Here is a 21,135-nt window from a genome sequence, read left to right on the forward strand (position 1 = left end):
GCGCGTACGGTAATCCTGCCTCAGGGTTATGCCGACGATGAGGTCATCTACCCGGCTTTAAAATGGTTGCGTGATGAGCAACCGCTCGCGATGGCCCATATCGATGGCTACGACCCCATGTGGATCGCGACCAAGCATGCCGACGTCATGCAGATTGGCAAGCAACCGGGGCTATTCAGCAATGCTGAAGGCAGCGAGATTCTCTACGATCAGAACAACGAAGCCTTCATGCGCTCGATCAGCGGCGGTTGCCCCCATGTAATCGATTCGTTGACCTCGATGGACCCGCCTATGCACACGGCTTATCGCGGCTTGACCCTGAACTGGTTCCAGCCCGCCAGCATCCGCAAGCTCGAAGAGAATATTCGCCGGATCGCGCAAGCCTCGGTGCAGCGTCTGCTCGATTTTGACGGCGAATGCGATTTCATGACGGATTGTGCGCTGTACTACCCGCTGCACGTGGTGATGACGGCGCTGGGTGTGCCTGAGGATGACGAGCCGTTCATGCTCAAGCTGACCCAGGATTTCTTTGGCGTACACGAGCCTGACGAGCAGGCCCTTTCTGCACCGCAGCAGTCGGCGGATGAAGCCGCCCGGCGCTTCCACGAAACCATCGCCACTTTCTACGACTATTTCAGCGGTTTCACCGTCGACCGCCGCAGTTGTCCCAAGGATGACGTGATGTCGCTGCTGGCCAACAGCAAGCTTGACGGCAACTACATCGATGACAAGTACATCAACGCCTACTACGTGGCAATTGCCACAGCGGGTCACGATACCACCTCGTCATCGTCCGGCGGGGCGATCATCGGCCTATCGCGCAACCCTGAGCAATTTGCGTTGGCCAAATCCGATCCTGCACTGATTCCACGTCTGGTCGATGAAGCGGTGCGTTGGACCGCTCCGGTCAAGTCGTTCATGCGGACCGCACTGGCTGACACAGAAGTGCGTGGCCAGAACATCAAGCGCGGCGACCGCATCATGCTTTCGTATCCATCGGCCAATCGTGATGAGGAAGTGTTTAGCAATCCTGATGCATTCGACATCACCCGTTTTCCCAATCGACACCTGGGTTTTGGCTGGGGGGCACATATGTGTCTCGGCCAGCACCTAGCCAAGTTGGAAATGAAAATCTTCTTCGAGGAGCTGTTGCCCAAGCTCAAGAGCGTTGAACTGTCTGGGCCGCCGCGGCTGGTGGCGACCAACTTCGTCGGTGGCCCGAAAAACGTGCCGATTCGCTTCACCAAGGCTTAGGAGCACTGTCATGGGGGAACGTCGAGACACTACGCTCATCGTTGGCGCTGGCCACGCAGGAACGGCAGCCGCCTTCTTCCTGCGAGAGTTTGGCTATCAGGGCAGGGTGCTTTTATTGAGCGCGGAGACACAGCACCCTTATCAGCGTCCACCGTTATCCAAGGAGTATTTGCTTGCTCAGCACAGTACGCCGAGCCTGCTGAAGGGCAAGGACTCTTATGCACGTGCCGATATCGAGCTGTGCCTGCAAGATGATGTTCTTTCGATAACGCCGGCTTCGTGTCAGGTGAAGAGCTCACAAGGTAGTTATGCCTATGACCATTTGATCCTTGCCACAGGCTCGCAGCCACGCTTCATGGCTGCATTCGGCCATGCTGATAATCTCTGTTACTTGTCGGATTGGGATGATGCCGGACGCATTCGGCAGCAGCTCGCTGAGGCCAGCCGGATCGTCGTACTCGGTGGCGGGTTCATCGGCCTGGAGATCGCGTCTTCTGCCTGCAAAATGGGTAAACACGTCACTGTGATCGAGCGGGCGCCGCGTCTGCTTTCACGAGTGGTTAGCGAGGCATTCGCGGCATTTATTCGTGACATTCATCTGGGTAACGGTATTGAGTTTCGTCTGGGTGAGGAAGTGCGCGAGGTGAGGCGGAGCACCTGCGGTGTGCGGGTCGATGCGGTGTTTTTGAGTGATGGCCAACTTCTGGAATGTGACATGTTGGTCATTGGTGTCGGTTCCGAGCCACGTATGGAGCTGGCAACGGCAGCTGGCCTGGCGTGCGCTTCCGGCGTTCTGGTGGATGAGCACTGTCAGACCAGCGACCCGTTCATCAGTGCCATCGGTGACTGTGTGGCAGTGTGTCCTTCGCCAGGGCATCAGTTACCACGCCGCGAGAGCGTGCAGAACGCTACAGAGCAGGCACGCCTGGTTGCAGCACGTCTGACCGGTCGGCCCATGCCGCCAGTACAGACGCCCTGGTTCTGGTCCGACCAGTTACAGGCGCGAATCAACCTGGCAGGTGAGCGTCCGGCGCAAGGGCAGGTGATTGTGCGTCGTTACGGCGGCGACAAGGTTTCGATGCTGTACCTGCAAGACCAGCAATTGGTGGCTATCGAAGCCTGCAACATGCCGGGTGACTGCTTGCTGGCACGACGTACCATCGGTCAAAACCATAGCTTCGATCTCGCTCGTCTGGTTGACGCCGACGTTCCGCTGAAAGACGCCCTTCATTTCGCATAGGAGCTACGAACATGCCACGTGTCGTGTTTATCGATGAGCAATCTGGCGAATACGCCGTAGATGCCCAGGACGGGCAATCGTTGATGGAGGTGGCCACGCAGAATGGCGTGCCAGGAATCGTCGCGGAGTGCGGCGGCTCATGTGTCTGCGCTACCTGCCGGATCGAGATCGAAGACGCATGGGTCGAGATCGTCGGTGAAGCCAACCCAGATGAGAACGATCTTTTGCAGAGTACCGGCGAACCCATGACGGCTGGAACGCGATTGTCCTGCCAGGTGTTCATCGACCCCTCCATGGACGGTTTGATCGTCAGGGTTCCTCTACCTGCTTAGGAACGTTTTTACGTCGCTTCCGCGAAGGCCGGGGGCCAGGCACTTCGGGGGCTTTGGATTATCGAGCTCGCGAGAGTGCTCAATGCTTTAGAAGCTTTTCAGCTACTGCGTTTTACATATTCCCGCCCAAGCTGCCGGTCCTGACTGGTGGGAAGCTGTGCTGTGTGCGTTATCGGCACGGCTCATGTCCGCAGCGAAAAATGACACTTAGAACAAAAATAGGAAGGAGTCATTGCATGCGTAGCCTATCTCTGCGAGTGAAGTTTGGTAACTGGTGGCGTCAGCCTGGCGCTCGTGCAATTACGGCATTGTTGCTGTTGTTGCTAGCCAATCGTGCCTGGTGTGTCGAGGTCTATCCCGGTGACTACACAGCACTGCCGCCAGGTACGAACCTTGGCGTGGTCTATTACGAAACAGCCGAGCGAACTCAGTCCTAGGCGAGAGGGGACAGACAGGCTGGAGACCCACGGCTGACATCTAGAGTCGGCATTGCACGCTACATTCACTTTATGGAGGTGAATGGCGTCTTGATCGATCCGCAGTTGGTCATGTCCTATGGCGAGTTGGATGCGGACAAGGACATTAGCGCATTGGGCAATCGCAGCAGCTTCGGCGATCCCGCGTTCGTCACCACCGCTTGGGTGATCAACGATCCGGTCAAACAGCGCTATCTGGGCATCACGCCCTACGTGTTCTTCCCGTTGGGCAACTATGACAAGAGCTCGGTGCTGAACCTGGGCGACAATCGCTGGCGCTTCGTTCTGCAGGCCGGCTATATCCAGCCGCTGATAGGGCCTTTGATGCTCGATTTGACTGCCGATGCAAGTTGGTTCGGCAAGAACACGGACTGCGCGGCAGCCTGCGGCAGCGCCACGTCACAGACCCTCCGACAAGATCCGCTCTATCACTTGCAGGCAGCTGTGCGCTGGCCATTGGCTGAAAGCACGACACTCTTCGTTGGTGCAGGACGCATCTTCGGTGGGGAAACACGTATCGACGGGGTCGATCAGCATAACCGGCAGGCCACCACCAATATGCGTGTGGGTGTGCAGCAGTTTCTATCTAAGACAACGATGCTCAGCGTGGCCTACGGACGTGATCTTGATATTGACAATGGCTTCAGGGAGACGGATCGACTCAACATGCGCTTAAACTTCACATTTTGATGACTGTATGTTGTGAGTGTCGTGTAATGCTAACGTAAGACATGCACGAGTTTTCAAATGCTTTAGCGACGCTCGGTACAGAAGTGCTAGCCAAAATATTCGTAAGATTCTGATATAAGTCCGATTTCCAATCGACTGTGACTACGTTAGCACCTAGTCTTCTGTTCGGCAGAAGCTGGGTGATCGGCTTCCAATCCTGCGGCGGGTATTACTGGTCTGAAGTCGGCGTTTACTCAGGCCGGATAGACTATCCATTCGCCGCACATGTAAAGCCGGATGTTGCCAGCGAGCCTAAAGAAGTCCATGTTTTAGTCTAGAAATGCTAGGCAGACCGAAAAATTATCAACAACGTCAGAAGGTTAAAAGTGATGATTCAGACCACGTCCGCTGCGCCATATTCGACTTCCACTCAAGTTTTCTGACGTTTTTTGTCAGATAGGTTTATTTATGCTAGCTCAGTCACTTCCTCCATAGTCTGTTTCATCTGACTTGCCAGTTGGCCGATGGCTTGGGTGGCCTGATTGACGGTCCCCACACTGTCCTGTGAAGCCGCGTCGACTCAAGCAACTGACTCGGCAGCCAGCTCAGTGACTTAGACCAAATGTCGGAAATCAGCGTGAGCCTAGGGCAAGGTGTTGAATTTCAAAACTGGTACACGTTATGGTTATTTCCGGTTCGCCGAACCAAGAAAAATTTCGTTATTTCAGCCACTTGGTGGCGATGTTTGCTTCCCTCCGTCCGCACCAAACTCGTTATCTATCATTTGCCTTTAGACGCCGTTTTTTCTTCGATTGTACTGGCGTTGGCCTGATTGATATGCCCACCGTGTTGCGCGAGTCCTGATAACTGTTGCTGTGTGCAAAATCCTTCCGAGCGAGACAAATTAGCTTCCCGTGCAACCACTCGGTGACTGCCAAGTACTGGCCGCTCTCTCATCCTTCAAATTTTCCGGTGGGTTCTACCCCGTTAGCACGGACACTTTCGAGTAAGCTCACACCGAGCTGAAGGAGTGTTCATGAAGCGCAAGAAATACAGCCCCGAGTTCAAACGGGAAGGCATCGATGGCTTCGTCCTTGGAAATCAGGTTGCCGCTGTTCTGGATGACCAGGGTATTGCTGGCATTCGCGCCGTCGATATCGAAGGCACCGACCTCGATGGCCGCATCGTCAGCCTGGATGGTGCCGGTGTTAAGCACCTGCACTGGCGCGCTGGCAAAACTCACACCGTCGAGACGCAACGCGGTTGCATCGTCGCCGCTGGCCACGATGCTGCCATGGTTCTCGATTCCGCCCAGGTCCACTCGATCCGGGCTACCCATGTCGTCGTCATAGGTGGCGAGAACGCCCGTCGATTCGGTACCGCTGACCTGGATCAGGCCGTTGTTGATCAGCTTGCCGCCGATGGTGCCGCCCTTGAGCTGGATGCCGGTGGCCTCGTCGCCATCGGCGAGGATCTTGCCGCTGGCGGCGTTGATCAGGTCGCCCTGCAATACCGACTGCCCGGCGAACTTGAGGCCGCGGATGCCGTCGCCCTCGAGCACACCGCCGGCCACCTGCAGGGTGCCTTCATTGACCAGGTTGCCGTGGATGGTGGCCGGGTCGATCAGTAGGCCAGTGACGCCCGCGCCGCTCACCGAAATGCTGCCCTTGTTCGGCAGGTTGCCGAACACCTCGGTGGGCGCACCGATGGAGGAGGGATTGTCGTCGTCACCCGCGTAGGACAGGTCGACACCATTGAGGTCCTCGCCGGTGGCCTGCACCTGGGCGTTGAGCACCAGGTCGTGATTGAAGGTGTCGCTGTAGAAACGAAGGGGCTGGTCGCTGCCCGTGAAGGCGCCGGTCACTTCGGTGCTGTCGGTGTAGGTGTTGCCTTCACTGTCCAGCCCGCTGTTGGTCAACGTCAGGGCGTGGGCGGCGAGAGGCAGAGCACTGGCAGAAATGGCCAGGGCGAGCAGGGTTTTGCGGTACGTCGGTGTCATGGGTTCAGATCCTTGAAAGTGTGTGGGCAGTGGTTTCTTTTGGGTGTGTCTCGATGTGCAGCTCCTGTTTCAAAAAACAAAAAGGTTCCTGCTCCGCCCACGGCCAAGCGATGGCCGTGGGCGGAGTTGGAGGTTCCGAGTGGGAATGGGGGCGGCTAGGAATTAGCTGTCGAAACTGAAGTCGTAGTCGTCCTCGCTGGTGGAAATGGAGACTTCACCCGAGGTAGTCCACAAGGGCACCAGGGCGCCTGGATCGGTGTGGGTTACCAAGCGGAGCGGCAGAGGTTTTTCTTACTGTTCAGGGGAAGGAGAACCTGCGACAGATTCTTTGTGGGTAGCTTCACCGTCTTGCCCTCCGCACTCACTTGCAGATTGTTGGCCTTGCGCAGCGCCGCCCAAAAACCTGGGAAGTTGGCACCGCAGACATGGCAGTCGGTAAAGAAGGGGTTGCTGTAGGTCGTGCCATCGACGATTACATCGAAGCCAATGTCGTCGTTGGATGAATACTGCCTGCCGGCTATGGTGGCGTAGGCGCTGACTGCGCTTTCACTATCGTCCGGACAGGAGATATTCAACTCATTGCCATTGCCGTCATCGACCAAGTGTTCTTCGACGCCTTGGGCATAGCCGGTGGTCCATTCGTAGGTTCCGGCGAGTGCTGTAGTGGCGACTGTCCAACTGAGGAGGGTGGCCAGGAGAAGCTGTTTGTGCATGAGACAGGTCCTTGTGTCGGATGAGAAAGAGCGCCAACAAGGTCGAAAATCAACCTTTTGAGATGATTCTCGACTTGTGATGTTCTTCATGTCAATGAGGTGGTGCCCAACCATTCAGGTTGAATGGGAGAGGCATCATGGTTGCTACGGATCAGAAAGCACTGGCTGAAGCGGTAGGGCGGGCGATTGCCAAGCAGCGCATGCGCTGTGGGATGACGCAGGATGAGGTGGCGGAAATCCTGGGCGTTGGGAATGAAGCGGTATCCCGCATCGAGCGCGGAATCGTCATGCCCAACATTGCTCGGCTGTTCGAGTTTGCGACGATCTTCAACTGCAACGCGATGGAACTGCTGAGCGAGGCTAGCTTGCGCCCAGATGACCAGGCCTCGCGGATCAGCGGATTGCTGAATGCCCTGGAGGAGAGCGACCGTCAGTTGGTCGTGGAGATGGTGGAGCGGTTGAGCGAGCGACTCAGTCGCGGGTGAGGGGGGCTACTTCAGCCAGCAGAATTGAGCTAGCGGCGCGGTACGGGCTCTTCGTTGTACTTCGCCCCGCAACGGAGGCAGAGGCAGTCGTACTCCATGAACTGGAAGCGGCGTACGTCGCGAATGAAGTCGCCGGTACTGTTCCAGTTCGCCGCCGCGCCGCAGATGCCATCGAGCATCAGGTTGAACGCGCGCTCCAGCGGACTTTCGCAATGTAGGTTCGAGGTGATCGGCTGATGCCGGGCAGGCGACTGCTGGATGCCACGCAAGAAACCATCCAGCGTGCCCATCAGCCTGGCCAGTGCCTTGGCGGCGTCCTTGGACAGCACCACGGAAGAATTACAGATCAGGCACCGTGTGATCATGGTGAGTGCTCCTGTTATGCGGAAAGTTGAGATGAGAAATCGGCGAGTAGGAGCCCGACGGCTCCTGCTTATGCCGTCACGGGACTAGAGGGAAATGCGGAGTCCGACCCTTTGGAGGAGTCGGTGGAACAGGACCTGCGCCAGCACGATGGCTAGCGCCAGTGGCCAGAAACGAAACATGAGCACCAGCAACGCAACGGCCACTGTACAGCTGGCCAGCACACCGATGAACACGAACAGCAAACCAATGAAGCGCACCAGGTTCATGGCGCGATCCTCCTCGTAGGTTGAGTGATGGGGGATGCCGCGGATGTCACTTCGCGGTGTGTTGAGCACGAGCTTCGGCGCGGGCTTTCAGCAGCGTCGACAGGGTGGGTTTCGGCGTAGCCAGTGGTTCTGCTGCAGGGGTGGTTGAAGGGGGCAATTCGGGAGTCGGTTCCGGAAAGAACTCTTCGGCGATGGCTCTGGTTTCCTCGTCGCTGTCCTCGAAAGCTCCGTTGGCAAAGCCCAGCCGTGCCGTGGCGTCCAGCGCCACCTGGTCGAAGCCAGAGGCCTGACGTGCTTCATCGAGCTCCCGCGCTTGCAGCAGCGCTTCTTCCATCGACAGCCCACTGCGTACCGTGATGTCGACGTAGAAGATCGGCGAGCCGTGGCTTTGTCGGGTGGACTTCCCACGCAGGCGTAGCTCCAGTGGCAGGCACGCCAGGCGGTTGCCGGAAATCGCCTGCAGGTACTGCAGCCGGGCCGCCAGGGTGCGGATGCTGTTGAAGCCGGTGGTGCGGAACACGAAGCTGCCCAGCGGATCCTCGTCGCCGATGGCCACGTTGAGACGCCCGTAGGGCTTGCAGACACCGCCCTTGCCCAACGGACAGCCATCCGGCGAAGGGCAGGGCAGCGAGGCGATACCGTCCTGGCTGCGGCGCTTGCAGGTCTCGCCATTGCCGACACACAGCGGTCGCCCGGACTGCCGATCGAACAGGCAGTACTCGGCGCGGAAGTTCAGCTCCGGTGCGTTGAACAGCAGACGGATCGGAATGCTGCGGATCTTGCCGCCCTGGGCTTTACGCAGTTCCTCGTCCAGGGGATGGGCTAGCCAGCCGTCGCGGAGCTGGACCTGCGAGGTGAGGGTGAATTGATCGTCTTTCTCCGGCAGGCGCTTGCCGTTCTTCTCGACGACCTTACCGATGGAAATCCGTCCGAGCACCGGCGGGGTAATGGCCAAGCCTTTGAGCATGGTGGTTCTCCAGTGGATGAATAAAAAAGACCACCCCGGCGTAGGGGAGACGCCAGGGTGGTCAAGGGGGGAATCGAATTCAGGTAATCAGGAAGCGCCGGCTGCCGACCTTGGTGGTGGGGTAGCGCGCCAGCAGGTAGGGCTTTTCCTTGAGCAGCCGCGGCACATCGAGCACCACGCTGTCCTTGGCCTTGCGCCAGGACACCGTGCCATTGGCGAACAAGGCCCGGCTGGCATCGCCCATGGCCTGTTGCAGTTGCTGCTTCAGTTCGGCTTCGCGCTTGCTCTGCAGCTCCAGGCTGGCGCGTACCGTCTGCAGCTCATCGAAGGCGGCCGACAACACCAAATCCTGGGTGAAGTCCAGGGTGTGCCCCTGGTCCTCCGGGTACAGGCAACGCAGGGCCTGTTCCGCCGAGTCGGAGCCGTCCGCCGGCGGTGGCGTATCGCGTTGCACGTAGCGCCAGAAGTCGCGCTCCAGCTCGATCAACCGACCAATGAGCTCGTCGTCGCGCTCGATGCGATGGATCTCCAGATGCTGGCCACCGAGCAGCACGGCCACGTCGGCCGCCTGCTTGCCGGTGACCGCCAACTGGTGCATCACTTGCAACTGCACGTACACCGGCACGCCTTCCTTCCAAAGACGGGCGCCGTTGATACCGGCGGTCTTGCATTCGAGGATCTGCACGTCGCTGGCGCCGATCACCTCGCGGTCGATGTTGGCCAGCATCCAGTCCAGTTTCGAATCCGGATGCTGCAGCACGGCATTGATCCGCCGCACCCGGTTGCCAGTGCGCCGGGCGTAGTGGTTGGCGACGATGGGCTCGAGGATGTTGCCCCAGTAGGCCGGGCTTTCCTCGTCGTTCGGATCGCTCTTGGGCAGCCCGGCATCGCGGCCGGTTTTTTCCAGCCACAGCTCCAACTGCGACTTGTAGGGGTTGAGGCCGACCGCGGCAGCCGCGTCCGAACTGCCGATACCGTGCTTGCGTACCGCTAGCCAGTCATCACGGGACAGCTCCTTGGTGCCGATCAGGCGCAGGGCAGGGCGCTGCCGTGCCCTGTTGGGCGTGGAATGAGCATGGGTCATGAGGATTTTTCTCCGGACATAAAAATGCCCGGCCGGTAGAGCCGGTCAGGCATCGGGTGAGGGCGTGGGCGGCCGTCAGGCCATCAACGGGAGGACCGCCTCCAGGCGGCGCTGCGATCACTCCCACTTACCGGGCTGCACCACCGGCCACGGCGGTCGCCGACTGACGTCGCCGTGCGTGATGGGCTCGAACCTTCTCGCGCCAGCCGGGCGAGAGTTCCTTGGCCATATCGAGATAGCGCAGTGGGCAGCTGTAGTAGTACGGCGCCATGGACTCGTCCATGGCTTTGTACCCCCACTCACCGCCACTGCGTTGCAGCAGATCGCAGCGGATGTAGCGCATGGACTCGCCGGGAGCGAGGTCTGGGTGAACGCCTTCGGTTTTCGCCGTCACCTCGGTGACCGACCACAGCACGTTGCCCCGCAGGGTGTGGGCGATGACGTGAATGCGGGCGTGCACATGGTCTTCAGGTTGAGTCAGGTCCCGGATCAGCTCTGCCCGGGTACGGGATGAGAACAGCCTGCCCATGAGAGAGGCCTCCAATGAAACACCGGAGCCCCACTCCCCAGGAGCGGCCCGGCGGGTGGAAGAGAACGCCCAGCGCCGCGGTACCTGCGAGCGACTGCTGTCGTCGCAGAACCGGTTGGGCAAAGAGGGATAACGAGAGGGGGAGCAGCCGTCAGGCCACCAACTGCAGGGCCGCCTCCAGGGCGCGTTGCTTGATCACTGCCCCCTGGCCGAACCAGGCCGAGTCCATCCGGTACTCCGTGCTACGTGCCCGTCGCTGGTGATCGACGAACTCGGTGACCGCGTTGAGCAGACCCCAAGCGGTACCGTTCGCTGTTTCGAGGCTGCTGCCACGACCTTGCCCCTGATACAGGCTCTCCACCTTTTGCATGGCGCGGATGTTGGGCACGACATTCGCCTTCTGACCGCTGGGAGAGCTATCGCCTAGCACTGTGGTGATGAAGCTCAAGGCCTCCTTGGTGTTCACCTTGCGCTCGGCCAACATGCGCATGCGGTACATGAAGTCGTCCCATTGCGAGACAGCAATGCCGAGCTGCTTCTTCACCTGCTGCGGATCGAAGCGAGTGTTGTGCGGCACCTTGATCGCACGCGTCGTACCATCGACGGCAATGGTCAGGGTGTTGTTGCACACCACCCGCACCGTGGTCGGCGTGGCGGTGGTGGCCAGGGTGCCGTCGCAGGAGGTGGCCAGTAGCAGGTAGCCGTTGACCAGGTCGTTACCCTTAAGCGAGGTGTTCTGCCCAGTGCGCGCCAGTGCCCAGAACTTGCGGCCACCTTTGAGCACACCCGCGGTTTCCAGCTCGTAGCCGGAGACCTGGGTGAGGTCGCGGTAGAACTCCAACACCTCGCGCGGCTGCACCACCTGATAGCGCTGGGAGACCACGGACAGTGGTGCCTTGGTGTCGGAGCGAAAGAGCACCTTTTGCTCGGGGAAGGAGTGGATGCTGCCCAGGTGGCCAACAGCATCTGCTTTGAAGTGCACCGGGCTTTCCTGGATCTGCCAGTCCATGCCGGCTTCACGTTGCCAGATTTCCAGTGGTTGTTTCGGGGAGAGGCGACTACCCAGGCCATGCCAGGGAGCTGCACCAACGTAAGCCATTTGTTCGATGAGATGAGCCATGATGAGTTTCCTGTGAGCAATAGCCGGCATAAAGCGCTGCGCGAGGCGCAGCACCGGCGAAAGGGTTGAAAAGGGAAGGGGGAGAAGACGCGCGAAACCGATCAGGTCGGCAGGTTGAAACGATGCCCGCAGATCAGGCAGAGGTTGTTGGCGAGCACGTGGCGATCCAACTGGTCGCCGAGCTGGGCGCCGAGCGCACAACCGCCGACACCACCGGCAAGGCCACCGAGAATGGCGCCGGACAACGAGCCGAGGGTGATGCCCAGCGGACCGGCAATGGCACCGACAGCTGCGCCGGCCTGGCCGCCAGCAAGAGCGGCGGAAGCACCACGCGCGGCACCACCGACCGTGCCGACGAAGGCACCGATCTTCATGGCGGGATGCCGGGATGCAATTTGGGGAGAGTTACAGCGAGGACACTGCAATGACATGGCTGGGGAGCCTCCATGGTGGGTATGTCATTGCAGTGATGTAGGACTGAGGCTTTTTCGAATCGAATTGCTGAGATAGACAACTCGTTGCAGGTTTCGGCTAAGAAGGTGAGCTCTAGCCCGCCTCGTGTTTTCATTGTGAGTGGCTTGAGGTGTCCAGGCAGTTAGACCCCTCCATGACTCTCTGCGCAAGAGATAAAGTCTTCGATGAATTTTCTTAAGTGCTTCTCGTAAATATTATCCTCCCAACTTTCTGAATCGTAGGAATGAGAGTCATCTAGTGAGATTACAGTGTCCCCACTGCTATCGACGTGCTCGACAGCTATCCCGATGAGCTTCTCTCTTGAAGTGCTCCCAAGAGTGATGGTTCGATGACTGCCATCTTTGTAGGTTAAGCTGAATTCTATGCTCTCATCTGAATTTCGGATGTCGGCTTTGAGGTTGCGCTCTTGCAGCTTAGCTGCGTAATTTTCTACCAGGGGTGCAATGTGATTCACCGCTTCTTTAAGTATCTTTAGATTTCTATCTGTGGCCACTTTTGGCAGATTTTCATTTTCCTTGGTTATTTTAAGCTTCTCATCAACCCTCAAGAAAAAATCATCAAGGTTCATAGTGTGACTCCTTAGTAATGCCTGTGATTGAGTGATATGAATTATTTTTGGCTATCCTATAATTCCTTGGTCAGCCCCGAATAGCCACGAAAAAAAGCAGTATCACCCGAGGAAGCTTGGCCAAGACGAAAAACTTGGTAGATTTGAACTGTTGTCGACTCATCTCTCCTATTGCGACGGGCAAAAATAGGCTAGCAGCGGCCCGTGGCTAACGCTGGACTTCAGCTGCAGCTAAACCAGACACTAAAACGGAAAATTGGACTCTCACCTTGGCAGGGAGAGCAAGAAATTGTCAGCGAGCTCAAAGAGACAGTCGGTTGGATCCTCTCCTCGCTCCTTCATGTGAAGCATCTCGCACACTTTCTCGTCGTTCACGATAAGCATCAATTTTCCATGTTCACGCATGGCGCCTTGCGTCATCGTGATCGCGTGTGCCTCAGCGCCGGTCCTAGTCATTACAATCGCCACTCTTCTTAGTCCGCGCTCAAGAAGATATTTTTCTGTCGTGAGAATTTGCCCCTGTTTGATCTTGCCAGTGTAATTTTTGAACTCGAACAATACATAGCGGCTGTCGAGGTGATCAATCAAGAACTGCCAAAACTCAGTCGTTGGTCTGATACGACATACAAAGTCAAATCGATTGAGCCCATCGTCTGTTCGCTTCTGCAAGTGCCAGCCATGAAGGTCGTTAGGGAACAGGTAGTTGAGTATCTTGGCACAGGCTCGTTCGTACTCCGCCCATGCGGACTTACCTTTCTTTATACCCCTGAGCTCTTGGCACAGTTGCGTGCCGAGCGTGTCTTGAGGGGGAACTGGAACCTCCCCGATAGATTTGCTCATAAGGAGTGGGTCAGATCGACGATGCGACGCAGTGACTTGAAGTACGCTGGGATCAGTCTCAAGAAGCGCATCCAGTTCTTCTGCTAGCACAGGTGTGGCAGATGCCCAAATTCTTAAGTCCACTCGGTCGACGAATGTGACACTAAATTTTTGCTCGAGTACCTCTCGCAGTTCGGGTGGAAGAATGCACGAGACTATAAGCATGCCTTTCATTGCATGGGCCGTGATCCCATTGTTGACGAGGCGCGTAGCTGCAGCCTCAATAAGCGAGGGTTGCGGGCGCACTGTCCTATAGTGCTTAACTTCTATTGCCCAAGAGTCGCCACCTAACATTCCAATAAAGTCAAACCCTGCATCCCCTCTAGGCGAATGCGCAGTAATGGAAAATTTATTGACTTGTAGGATGCGATGTACAAGCTCTTCGAACAGCTTCCATGTCGGAGTAGATGGATTCACTTTGTCGGCTCTAATTTTAAAGTTAAGGAGCGGGTTTGGCCGGGGCCAATTGGGTCAAGGCGATTGGCTTTAGAGGATTGATGTTTAGATCAATGTCTCTGGCCCCATTGATCCGCAAAGCAGGAAAGCCAAAATCCCCTACAACCTTAATGATCAGCAGCCCCAACAAGGGGGGAGATCGATTTGTCGCCGAGCTGTATAAGCTTAAAATCGACGTTTGAGGTTGCCTCCCTGTACGTAGCCTCACTGTCCTCAAACGAAGCTGCCACGATGCTCTGAAGGCCAGTTTCCGACGACAATAGTTGGAACAGCGCCTGTTGACTCTTGGTTGCCATGGAGTGCTGCCCAGGCTCGTCCAGTAAAAGGAACCCCAGATGATTGCCGTTGACAGTCGGGTGAGATGAAGTCTGGTAAATGGACAGCAGATAGCTCCAGATCAGGCGCACGAAGTCACTAGCACTGGACTCCCTGGCGATATTGCCCTTGCCTTTGGGACTGTCATCACTTCTGGCGGTTGAGAGCGTGGTAGAGGAATCGATGGTATTAGGTGTAGTCGGCACACTCCGTTCATTGATCTCCCTGAGCTCAATCTTGGCGAGGTATGGCAGGAGGTTGTCCTTGTTAAACTCGATGTCCCCAATCGCCGCGCTGTGATAGTCAAAAGCACCGATATTGGCTCGAAACATCTTTTCGAAAAGCGTGTACTTAGCGAGATCGGTAGGCGAGTAATGAGTGTCCGGTATTAGTGCCCGGATTCTCTGATTATCCTCAAAACGTTTTGCCAGTAGAGCAAGCGCGTCGAGTGCTTGATCCGAGTACTCTTCAAACTTGGTAAGCTCTTCTAGTTCCATCTCGATCTGTACTTGTAGTCTGATGCCTGTCTTGGATACCGAAGAGCTGGAATTTAGATCAGATCGCAGTGCCCTCAGTGTAGACTTTGTGGTGACGATGTTTCTTGAAAGTTGTTCTTTGAGAGCCTCAGCTTCTTTGATTGACTGGTCTATCCCGCCTTTCTCTCTTTCGAGCATCCGCAACTGGGCAGTCAGATAGTCAATATTAGTGCTGATGTCCATGTGAGGCGTGCTCTCATGTAAGTCGACAAGAGAGTTGCCAATGGTTTGATGGCAGGCCGGGCAAGAGTTGCTTGCGGTCGACAAGTTGAGCAATGCACCAAAGCTAATAAGTTTTTGTGCGGCTTGGTTTTTTGTAAGCTCGTCTTTAGCTTGACGGGTATTGATTCGATTGCTGTTAATGTTGGCGCGCAGTAAGGCGAGGTTTCCTAAGCAGGTTTCATAAGCTACCGTGAAATGCTCAAGTTCGCTTGTGTGCTTTTCGATGGATTGTGTAATTTCCGGAGTTGATGTCTCACCCTGTTGGGATAGTCTCAAGCCAATCAGTTCATGCTCATTTATCTTGCGCTTCCTGTACTCCAGGATGCTTTCCGTTGCAACTTCGGAGGTTTTGTGGAAGTCGACAAGTTCGGCGTTAAAATTTGCTGTAGGTGTTTTTGAAATGTTAGAGAATTTAAAGCCGAGTTTAAGTGATTCGGCGAGGAGCGTCCGATAAAGGATTTGCCACTCATCGTAGATTGACTTCGACTCCTGATCTAAACGATCACGCTTGGCACCTGTTTCAAAAACATCAGTGCCAACCAAGAAGTCGACAATTTTAATTCGTGCATCCCTTACACCAAAGTAAGGAAGATTGGCAATATAGTCAGTCCATCCGCGTTTTTGCTCGATTATCATCGCTGCAAATATGTACTGCAAATAAAGTTTTACGGGCTTGCCATTGGTTCTCGGCACCAGTGGCAATTGTAGTCCAAGGAATTTCTCAAAGTAGGTGAAGAACCCTTCCTCGATCTGTGCACTAAGGCCGTCATGAAGGAACTTGTATAGAGTGGGGGCCGTCTCCCCCTTAGTTAGGGCTGAGCACTCTTGTATTTGTATGAGTTTGGTGCTGAGCCCTTTTTCCTTCACGCTTCGAGTTGCAGTAATGGTTTTTCCTTTACTCTCGATTTCGATCGTGACTTTAGAGGTTATAATGTGATGCTTTAGTTCATCATGTTCAAGGTGATCCTTGAGGGCATAAGTCAGAGCATTTTCATTCTGAGCACCCAGTAATTCCTCCATACCCATGGCGTACATTATCGCATGAACAATTGTACTCTTGCCGGCCGAGTTTCGGCCTCGGATGATATTCAAGTTGCGACTGAATTTCGTGGAAAATCCGAATGGGCCAGTGTCCGTTTGGATGTCGATTTTGATTGCCTTAATGTACATCGTTATTCCCATCCCTTGGATACGGAATTTATCATGTCTTCCGTGATTTTCTTCCCGATTGATCGCAATGCAGCCTTCTCTTCACCGAGCACAGTGTCGTCAGCGAGTATCAAATTTACGTAGGACTTGCCAATGGGGGTGAGTTCAAATCCCGTTGTGGTGGGGGCTATCAATGAATCTTTGAACGCGAGATTTAATGCAATGGCCATAGCCGGGTCAAAGCCCCAGATCGGAAGATGCAGTTGACCTTGTTCAGCGCCAGTCGCAAGTGCCTTGATGCGTTCGGGTGTCTTGAGAGCCCAGTTCAAAAGATGGATTTTGGGTAGGCTGCACTTGGCTCCGCGCCCCGACAGATGAAGAATCAGTAGTGCCTGGGATATTTTGTAAAGAGGGCGAAGCTCCGAAAGTACCGGGATGGGCCGTCTTGTGAATTTAAGCTGAGCCATAATCTACTCGTTGAAGTCCAGTTCACAGATCGCAAGCCACCGAGCAATGGTTCTTCGCACCACCTCACTCGCCGTCGACTTATCTATATTGAGGTTGCGGTCGGTGACCAAGTACTCCATCAATGTGGCCTTCACCAGTTCTGTTAACTGCTCGGGCGTTGCGTCTGACGTGAAGCCCCATTCCTGAACATCCTGCTCAAAAGCGTTCACAATTCGAGCGACATTCACATACGTCTGGGGCGACCGGTCGTACAGGGACTGAAAGTAGGAGTCATGATCAAGAAAGCTCTTGGTCGTCAGTTCGACCAGGCCTTCAATACTCTTTGCAGATTTACCTGGCATGCGTAGACGACACTTTCTGAGCAAATTCTCGTCGTATGGCTCAGATGTAGCGTTTACTTTTGGCAATGTCTCTGTTGGCGAGCCCAGGCATGGGGGCAGGCCTGCTGATATTCTCAGCATGTTGAATTCTTGTACGTAGAACTCATGATCGTGTAACAGAATTGTGAAGTTTTTATCGAGATGTGGAAGCCCCCACGCTCTCACTTCTGCCTGCTTGGTCTGAGCATACGAAAGAAGTTTGTTTCGATTAATTTCGGGTGTGACGAAACACCAATTTTTAATTTTGGTTTCGCCAAGAATTTTCTGTAGTTCGATAGTATTTTTCTTGAGCTTTACCAGATCTTTATTGATCTTGTCTCTCTGGCTTTCATAGAGCTCATCTTGATGGTACTGCTTTTCGGGGCAGTAGCATTGAAAGGCATAGCCTGTATGTTTAGTGAAACCTTCTATTCCGTAATCACCTGGAGACGCGGGGACCTGCTGATAACCATCTGCACCGTGCTTGAATTTGAAAACGAGTTGACATTCTGCTTCCCAGGTAATACCGGTGTACTTACCAATTGGTGTAGTAATCACTGCATGCCTGCCTTATTAAGACTCATCGGGAGGCGATGCCCATCGTTATCCTTCCGAAATGCGCTGACGCGGGTGGGGCATCAATCGTCTGTTCCTTGTGACCCTATGGCTTCGGGTCCTTCGGTGAAGTTATCAAAAGGCCATCAGGTGGTCTAGCAGGTACGGATGACTTGGATCTAGGGTGCTCGGTATCCTGTATATTTATACATGTTTGGGTTATTTGGATTTGTCCACGGCCAACTGAAGATGAATCAGAACGCGTCCCATCCGGATTTCCTCCCGATAAGTGAGATTTACAACAGTCGGCCGACAGATCGCGGCATTGATGTTGACGGGCCGCTCCTGGCCAATTCCTCCCGGTTACGCTCGATAGTTACGTCTGCCGCTCGAAGCTTGTACAGAAGGCAGCCCAATCAGCCATCAACGCCCTGCGTTTCTCTAGAAAATCTGAGCGGGAGTAAGCTGCTTCCGTCTGGTCCCGCTCATCATGGGCGAGTGCTAACTCACATACCTCTCGAGGGTAATGAGTGTTTTCGTTAGCCCAGTCCCGGAATGTCGAGCGGAAACCATGTCGAGTGATGTCAGCGTGCCCGAGCTTATGCAGCAGGCTCCGTACGGCGTTAGCATGTATGGCACCGCTCTTGCCTTTCCCTGGGAACAGATACGGCGAATCCGTACGAGGTAGGCTTTGCAGCATATCCACAGCCTGAGAGGGTAGAGGAATGACGAATGGCTTTCTCATCTTCATGCGTTCGGCTGGAAGCGCCCATATCCCGGCTGCAAAGTCCATCTCGGACCATTGAGCGAAGCGAATCATGTGGGAGCGAGCGCCGGTCAGGATCAGCAGACGCGCGGCTACAGCATCCCGACTGGAATCTTCAGTCAGTTTGCTCATCAACTCCGGCAGGTCGCGCCAATGCATGGCTGGGAAGTGCTGGCGTTGCCGAGCTTTCTTCTTTTCAGCTTTGCTGAGGAGGTTTTCCAGATGGCCGCGCCAGCGGGCGGGATTGTCACCGCCGCGAAGGCGGCGAGCCTTGGCTGCGTCCAGCACTTGCTCTATCTGTCCACGCACCTCATCAGCGGTACGAGTTTTTGTCGACCAAATCGGCCGCAAGACGCTCAGCATGTGCTCGGTTTGGATGTCGTCAGCCGATAACTTCCCGATGATGGGGAATGCGTATAGCTCCAGCTTCCGCAGCCAGCCTTTACGCCATTTTTCAGACCAGGTGGCTCCATGGGCCTGTTGATGATCGCGGGCAAGATCTTCGAACGTGGTACGACGCGCTGCAGCTTGGCGCTCAGCCTCTCGCTTCGCTTCTCGTTCTGCATCTCGGGCGGCTAGGGGATCGATCCCGGTCGCGAGAAGTTTTCGCTGATCCGCTGCGAGTTGCCGCGCTTGGCTGAGGGTAATGACCGGGAAGGAGCCGAGTCCCATTTCACGGCTTCGCCCGTCCAGCTTGTAACGAAAGATCCAGCTCGAAGAGCCGCCTTTGGCTACCTGGAAGTAGAGCCCATCGCCATCGTTGGTTTTTCCAGGTTCTGCAGTCCTAGCCAAGGATTCGATGGTCTTGGTCGTTAGCTTACCCATACAGACTCCCTATCTACCCACACCTTCACCCACACTTTGGCGGGAGATTCTATCGATTATTGGTGGATGTTGAGAGACAGATGGTACGTCTCAAGCCCTTGATTTTCTAGGGCTTGACGGACATTGGTGGATTTCTGCGGGCATTAAAAAAGCCGGCTTGTGGCCGGCTTCTCGGGGACGCTTCCGACTAATTTATGGTAAGCCGCAATCGCCTTAACTGTGTGGCCATCAAGGGGCCGAAAGAGATGGCAGATGCCCGTGTGGGATATCGCCGAGCCCTCTGGACCGCGGCTTGCGCCGGTCGGGGCTGAATGTGCGGCGTAGCATACAAGGGCGCGCGCAGGATGCCCAGCAAAAAATGGCACAGGTTGTTTCAGTCGGGCCGTTGCTGGCGGAAATGCGACCAGTGGAACACCCAGCCCAGTATCTTCAGCCCTTGTGTCTGGCGCTGGGCGGCGGTGTAGCGTTCGACCGCATAGTTGCGCCGATCATGGCTGTGCAGGTACAGCGTGCCGTGCTGGCCGAGGCTGAGGTTGTTAACCCTGAGCACGCCGTTGTGCAGCAGGGCATAGGTTTCGCCCTCGACCACCTGGGTCATGCCCAGGTCGATGGCCAGGGTAGCTTGCAGCGGAATCAGCGGGGTCATGTTGCTGGCGGGCATGGCCAGGCAGATGGCGTCGTCGGCATGCACTCCCAACCCTTTCAGGGCTTTTGCGGGCAGGCACAGGTGTTTGCCGGCCACGGGCGACAGCAGGCCGTTGTGCAGCTCGTAAAAGGGCACCTTCAATGTACGGCCGCCTTGCGCCGATAGCGGCGTGGGCGGGTTGGCGGGCGCCGGCCCCGGTGGGCAGGTGCGCAGGATCGGGTTGTGGTGTTTGGGGCCTTCGCCCGTGCGCAACCAGCGACGATGCACGCAGAACAGGTCCGCCATTTCGTCCAGCCGGGCCAGGGGCACGCCGCGCTTGAGCCAGTTGTTGACGTGCTGGGGCGTGACGCTGCGCTGGGCGGCGAAATCAGAAGGGGTCAGGCCACATTCGTGGAGGAGGGCTTTGAGTCTGTCACCGGATGTGTTCATGGCGGCGAGTGTAGCGGCGGGGTGCCAGCAAGGATATGAACCGGATGTTGATGGAGCTTGTGTGAAAAGCGCCTGTTTGTAGGGCGTTGGAGTAGGACTGCGTAGGATTTATTACCGCATCAGGCGTTGGCGCGGTAGCTGTAGGAGCGGCCTTGTGTCGCGACGGGGCGCGACGCGGCCCCAAACCATCCCGCACGATGTACCTGAGAGACCGCATTTGCTGATTTTACGGCCGCTTCGCGCCCGATCGCGACACAAGGCCGCTCCTACAACCGACCGCGAAGGCAGGTCATTCAACAAGAGGGCCGCGAACGCAGGTGTTGACGAATGGCCATAAAAAACCCCGCCGAGGCGGGGTTCTTCATGCAACCGGCATCAGCCCTTGTAGGCAGCAACCGATTTGGTGATCGCGGCGCGGGCGGCGTCAGCGCCTTCCCAGCCTTCGATCTTGACCCACTTGCCCTTCTCGAGATCTTTGTAGTTGGCAAAGAAGTGCTCGATCTGCTGGATCAGCAGGGCTGGCAGGTCGGTGTATTCCTTCACGTCGACGTACAGCTGCGACAGCTTGTCGTGAGGAACAGCGATGACCTTGGCGTCGCCGCCGCCGTCGTCGGTCATGTTCAGCACGCCGACCGGACGGGCGCGGATAACCGAACCTGGGGCTACCGGGTAAGGGGTAACGACCAGCACGTCCAGCGGATCACCGTCATCGGCCAGGGTGTTCGGGATGAAGCCGTAGTTGGCTGGGTAGAACATCGGGGTAGCCATGAAACGGTCGACGAACAGGGTATCGCTGTCCTTGTCGATCTCGTATTTGATCGGCGCGTGGTTGGCCGGGATCTCGATGGCGACGTAGATGTCGTTCGGCAGGTCTTTGCCCGCCGGAATCTTGCTGTAGCTCATTGGGCAGTGCCCCCGTGTTTGACCAAAAAAGTGGCGGCGATTATAGGCACATTCTGCATGGGCATGCCACGCCTGGCCTGATGTG

22 protein-coding genes are annotated in these 21,135 nt (G+C 56.1%); 5 read left to right on the plus strand and 17 right to left on the minus strand.

The annotated features are described in order from the left end of the window. Nucleotides 1-66 precede the first annotated feature (66 nt). The 4 genes from ACK56M_RS03320 to ACK56M_RS03335 all read left to right on the plus strand — a co-directional run bounded on the left by ACK56M_RS03320 (nt 67) and on the right by ACK56M_RS03335 (nt 3,992). Complete coding sequence (locus tag ACK56M_RS03320) at nt 67-1,254, plus strand: cytochrome P450 (RefSeq protein WP_411959249.1); 1,188 nt, start codon at nt 67-69, stop codon at nt 1,252-1,254. 10 nt (nt 1,255-1,264) lie between these two features. Continuing rightward, nucleotides 1,265-2,494 carry an NAD(P)/FAD-dependent oxidoreductase gene (locus tag ACK56M_RS03325; protein WP_073660155.1) on the plus strand — a complete coding sequence of 410 codons (1,230 nt, stop codon included), beginning with the start codon at nt 1,265-1,267 and terminating at the stop codon, nt 2,492-2,494. Nucleotides 2,495-2,505: 11 nt separating this feature from the next. Next, nucleotides 2,506-2,826 (plus strand): 2Fe-2S iron-sulfur cluster-binding protein, encoded by a 321-nt coding sequence (locus tag ACK56M_RS03330; protein ID WP_023101045.1) that lies wholly within the window; start codon nt 2,506-2,508, stop codon nt 2,824-2,826. A 500-nt stretch (nt 2,827-3,326) separates the two neighbouring features. Further along, complete coding sequence (locus tag ACK56M_RS03335; RefSeq protein WP_411959608.1) at nt 3,327-3,992, plus strand: transporter; 666 nt, start codon at nt 3,327-3,329, stop codon at nt 3,990-3,992. A gap of 991 nt (nt 3,993-4,983) precedes the next feature. On the opposite strand, the gene ACK56M_RS03340 is transcribed toward ACK56M_RS03335, so the two are convergent. Continuing rightward, a complete protein-coding gene (locus ACK56M_RS03340) occupies nt 4,984-5,970 on the minus strand; it encodes a hypothetical protein (RefSeq protein WP_023100388.1) in 987 nt (328 codons plus the stop codon). Between the two features lie 263 nt (nt 5,971-6,233). Beyond that, nucleotides 6,234-6,683 (minus strand): hypothetical protein, encoded by a 450-nt coding sequence (locus ACK56M_RS03345; protein WP_023100389.1) that lies wholly within the window; start codon nt 6,681-6,683, stop codon nt 6,234-6,236. Nucleotides 6,684-6,820: 137 nt separating this feature from the next. Here ACK56M_RS03345 and ACK56M_RS03350 point away from each other — a divergent pair, with 137 nt between their 5' ends. Continuing rightward, a complete protein-coding gene (locus tag ACK56M_RS03350) occupies nt 6,821-7,168 on the plus strand; it encodes a helix-turn-helix domain-containing protein (protein ID WP_023100390.1) in 348 nt (115 codons plus the stop codon). Nucleotides 7,169-7,197: 29 nt separating this feature from the next. Here ACK56M_RS03350 and ACK56M_RS03355 read toward each other — a convergent pair whose 3' ends face one another. From ACK56M_RS03355 to ppa, 15 genes are all read right to left on the minus strand, one after another. Then, nucleotides 7,198-7,533, minus strand: coding sequence for a hypothetical protein (locus tag ACK56M_RS03355; RefSeq protein WP_023100391.1), 336 nt, complete (start codon nt 7,531-7,533; stop codon nt 7,198-7,200). Nucleotides 7,534-7,617: 84 nt separating this feature from the next. Further along, complete coding sequence (locus ACK56M_RS03360; RefSeq protein WP_023100392.1) at nt 7,618-7,800, minus strand: hypothetical protein; 183 nt, start codon at nt 7,798-7,800, stop codon at nt 7,618-7,620. A gap of 46 nt (nt 7,801-7,846) precedes the next feature. Then, nucleotides 7,847-8,767, minus strand: a complete 921-nt coding sequence (locus tag ACK56M_RS03365; protein ID WP_023100393.1) for a hypothetical protein — start codon at nt 8,765-8,767, stop codon at nt 7,847-7,849. Between the two features lie 79 nt (nt 8,768-8,846). Continuing rightward, nucleotides 8,847-9,851 carry a YqaJ viral recombinase family protein gene (locus ACK56M_RS03370; RefSeq protein ID WP_023100394.1) on the minus strand — a complete coding sequence of 335 codons (1,005 nt, stop codon included), beginning with the start codon at nt 9,849-9,851 and terminating at the stop codon, nt 8,847-8,849. A 127-nt stretch (nt 9,852-9,978) separates the two neighbouring features. Continuing rightward, complete coding sequence (locus tag ACK56M_RS03375) at nt 9,979-10,380, minus strand: hypothetical protein (protein ID WP_023100395.1); 402 nt, start codon at nt 10,378-10,380, stop codon at nt 9,979-9,981. A 151-nt stretch (nt 10,381-10,531) separates the two neighbouring features. Continuing rightward, nucleotides 10,532-11,500, minus strand: a complete 969-nt coding sequence (locus ACK56M_RS03380; protein WP_023100396.1) for a DUF932 domain-containing protein — start codon at nt 11,498-11,500, stop codon at nt 10,532-10,534. 101 nt (nt 11,501-11,601) lie between these two features. Continuing rightward, complete coding sequence (locus ACK56M_RS03385) at nt 11,602-11,874, minus strand: hypothetical protein (protein WP_172628431.1); 273 nt, start codon at nt 11,872-11,874, stop codon at nt 11,602-11,604. 221 nt (nt 11,875-12,095) lie between these two features. Then, nucleotides 12,096-12,542, minus strand: coding sequence for a hypothetical protein (locus tag ACK56M_RS03390; protein ID WP_023100398.1), 447 nt, complete (start codon nt 12,540-12,542; stop codon nt 12,096-12,098). A 264-nt stretch (nt 12,543-12,806) separates the two neighbouring features. Further along, nucleotides 12,807-13,838, minus strand: coding sequence for a restriction endonuclease (locus tag ACK56M_RS03395; RefSeq protein WP_023100399.1), 1,032 nt, complete (start codon nt 13,836-13,838; stop codon nt 12,807-12,809). 146 nt (nt 13,839-13,984) lie between these two features. After that, on the minus strand, nt 13,985-16,120 hold the full coding sequence (locus ACK56M_RS03400) for an ATP-binding protein (RefSeq protein WP_023100400.1): 2,136 nt from the start codon (nt 16,118-16,120) through the stop codon (nt 13,985-13,987). A 2-nt stretch (nt 16,121-16,122) separates the two neighbouring features. After that, entirely contained in the window at nt 16,123-16,566 is a 444-nt protein-coding gene (locus tag ACK56M_RS03405; protein ID WP_031633656.1) for a hypothetical protein, read from the minus strand. Between the two features lie 3 nt (nt 16,567-16,569). Then, the gene (locus tag ACK56M_RS03410) at nt 16,570-17,484 is read right to left on the minus strand and encodes a hypothetical protein (protein WP_023100401.1); all 915 of its coding nucleotides are present in this window, start codon (nt 17,482-17,484) and stop codon (nt 16,570-16,572) included. Nucleotides 17,485-17,857: 373 nt separating this feature from the next. After that, nucleotides 17,858-19,072 (minus strand): tyrosine-type recombinase/integrase, encoded by a 1,215-nt coding sequence (locus ACK56M_RS03415; protein WP_023100402.1) that lies wholly within the window; start codon nt 19,070-19,072, stop codon nt 17,858-17,860. A gap of 373 nt (nt 19,073-19,445) precedes the next feature. After that, nucleotides 19,446-20,147 carry an XRE family transcriptional regulator gene (locus tag ACK56M_RS03420; protein ID WP_015268796.1) on the minus strand — a complete coding sequence of 234 codons (702 nt, stop codon included), beginning with the start codon at nt 20,145-20,147 and terminating at the stop codon, nt 19,446-19,448. Nucleotides 20,148-20,522: 375 nt separating this feature from the next. After that, the gene (gene ppa, locus ACK56M_RS03425) at nt 20,523-21,050 is read right to left on the minus strand and encodes an inorganic diphosphatase (protein WP_003255365.1); all 528 of its coding nucleotides are present in this window, start codon (nt 21,048-21,050) and stop codon (nt 20,523-20,525) included. Between the last annotated feature and the right edge of the window lie 85 nt (nt 21,051-21,135).

The organism is Pseudomonas sp. s4, assembly GCF_046764235.1.
In the GTDB taxonomy this organism is placed as follows: Bacteria; Pseudomonadota; Gammaproteobacteria; order Pseudomonadales; family Pseudomonadaceae; genus Aquipseudomonas; species Aquipseudomonas asiatica.

Bases quoted from the DNA above. Each gene is read 5' to 3' on its own strand.
- ACK56M_RS03365 (WP_023100393.1), bottom strand. From the start codon at position 8,767: ATGCTCAAAGGCTTGGCCATTACCCCGCCGGTGCTCGGACGGATTTCC.
- ACK56M_RS03345 (WP_023100389.1), bottom strand. From the start codon at position 6,683: ATGCACAAACAGCTTCTCCTGGCCACCCTCCTCAGTTGGACAGTCGCC.
- ACK56M_RS03370 (WP_023100394.1), bottom strand. From the start codon at position 9,851: ATGACCCATGCTCATTCCACGCCCAACAGGGCACGGCAGCGCCCTGCC.
- ACK56M_RS03375 (WP_023100395.1), bottom strand. From the start codon at position 10,380: ATGGGCAGGCTGTTCTCATCCCGTACCCGGGCAGAGCTGATCCGGGAC.
- ACK56M_RS03350 (WP_023100390.1), top strand. From the start codon at position 6,821: ATGGTTGCTACGGATCAGAAAGCACTGGCTGAAGCGGTAGGGCGGGCG.
- ACK56M_RS03405 (WP_031633656.1), bottom strand. From the start codon at position 16,566: ATGGCTCAGCTTAAATTCACAAGACGGCCCATCCCGGTACTTTCGGAG.
- ACK56M_RS03380 (WP_023100396.1), bottom strand. From the start codon at position 11,500: ATGGCTCATCTCATCGAACAAATGGCTTACGTTGGTGCAGCTCCCTGG.
- ACK56M_RS03330 (WP_023101045.1), top strand. From the start codon at position 2,506: ATGCCACGTGTCGTGTTTATCGATGAGCAATCTGGCGAATACGCCGTA.
- ppa (WP_003255365.1), bottom strand. From the start codon at position 21,050: ATGAGCTACAGCAAGATTCCGGCGGGCAAAGACCTGCCGAACGACATC.
- ACK56M_RS03390 (WP_023100398.1), bottom strand. From the start codon at position 12,542: ATGAACCTTGATGATTTTTTCTTGAGGGTTGATGAGAAGCTTAAAATA.
- ACK56M_RS03385 (WP_172628431.1), bottom strand. From the start codon at position 11,874: ATGAAGATCGGTGCCTTCGTCGGCACGGTCGGTGGTGCCGCGCGTGGT.
- ACK56M_RS03340 (WP_023100388.1), bottom strand. From the start codon at position 5,970: ATGACACCGACGTACCGCAAAACCCTGCTCGCCCTGGCCATTTCTGCC.
- ACK56M_RS03355 (WP_023100391.1), bottom strand. From the start codon at position 7,533: ATGATCACACGGTGCCTGATCTGTAATTCTTCCGTGGTGCTGTCCAAG.
- ACK56M_RS03360 (WP_023100392.1), bottom strand. From the start codon at position 7,800: ATGAACCTGGTGCGCTTCATTGGTTTGCTGTTCGTGTTCATCGGTGTG.
- ACK56M_RS03400 (WP_023100400.1), bottom strand. From the start codon at position 16,120: ATGTACATTAAGGCAATCAAAATCGACATCCAAACGGACACTGGCCCA.
- ACK56M_RS03325 (WP_073660155.1), top strand. From the start codon at position 1,265: ATGGGGGAACGTCGAGACACTACGCTCATCGTTGGCGCTGGCCACGCA.
- ACK56M_RS03415 (WP_023100402.1), bottom strand. From the start codon at position 19,072: ATGGGTAAGCTAACGACCAAGACCATCGAATCCTTGGCTAGGACTGCA.
- ACK56M_RS03420 (WP_015268796.1), bottom strand. From the start codon at position 20,147: ATGAACACATCCGGTGACAGACTCAAAGCCCTCCTCCACGAATGTGGC.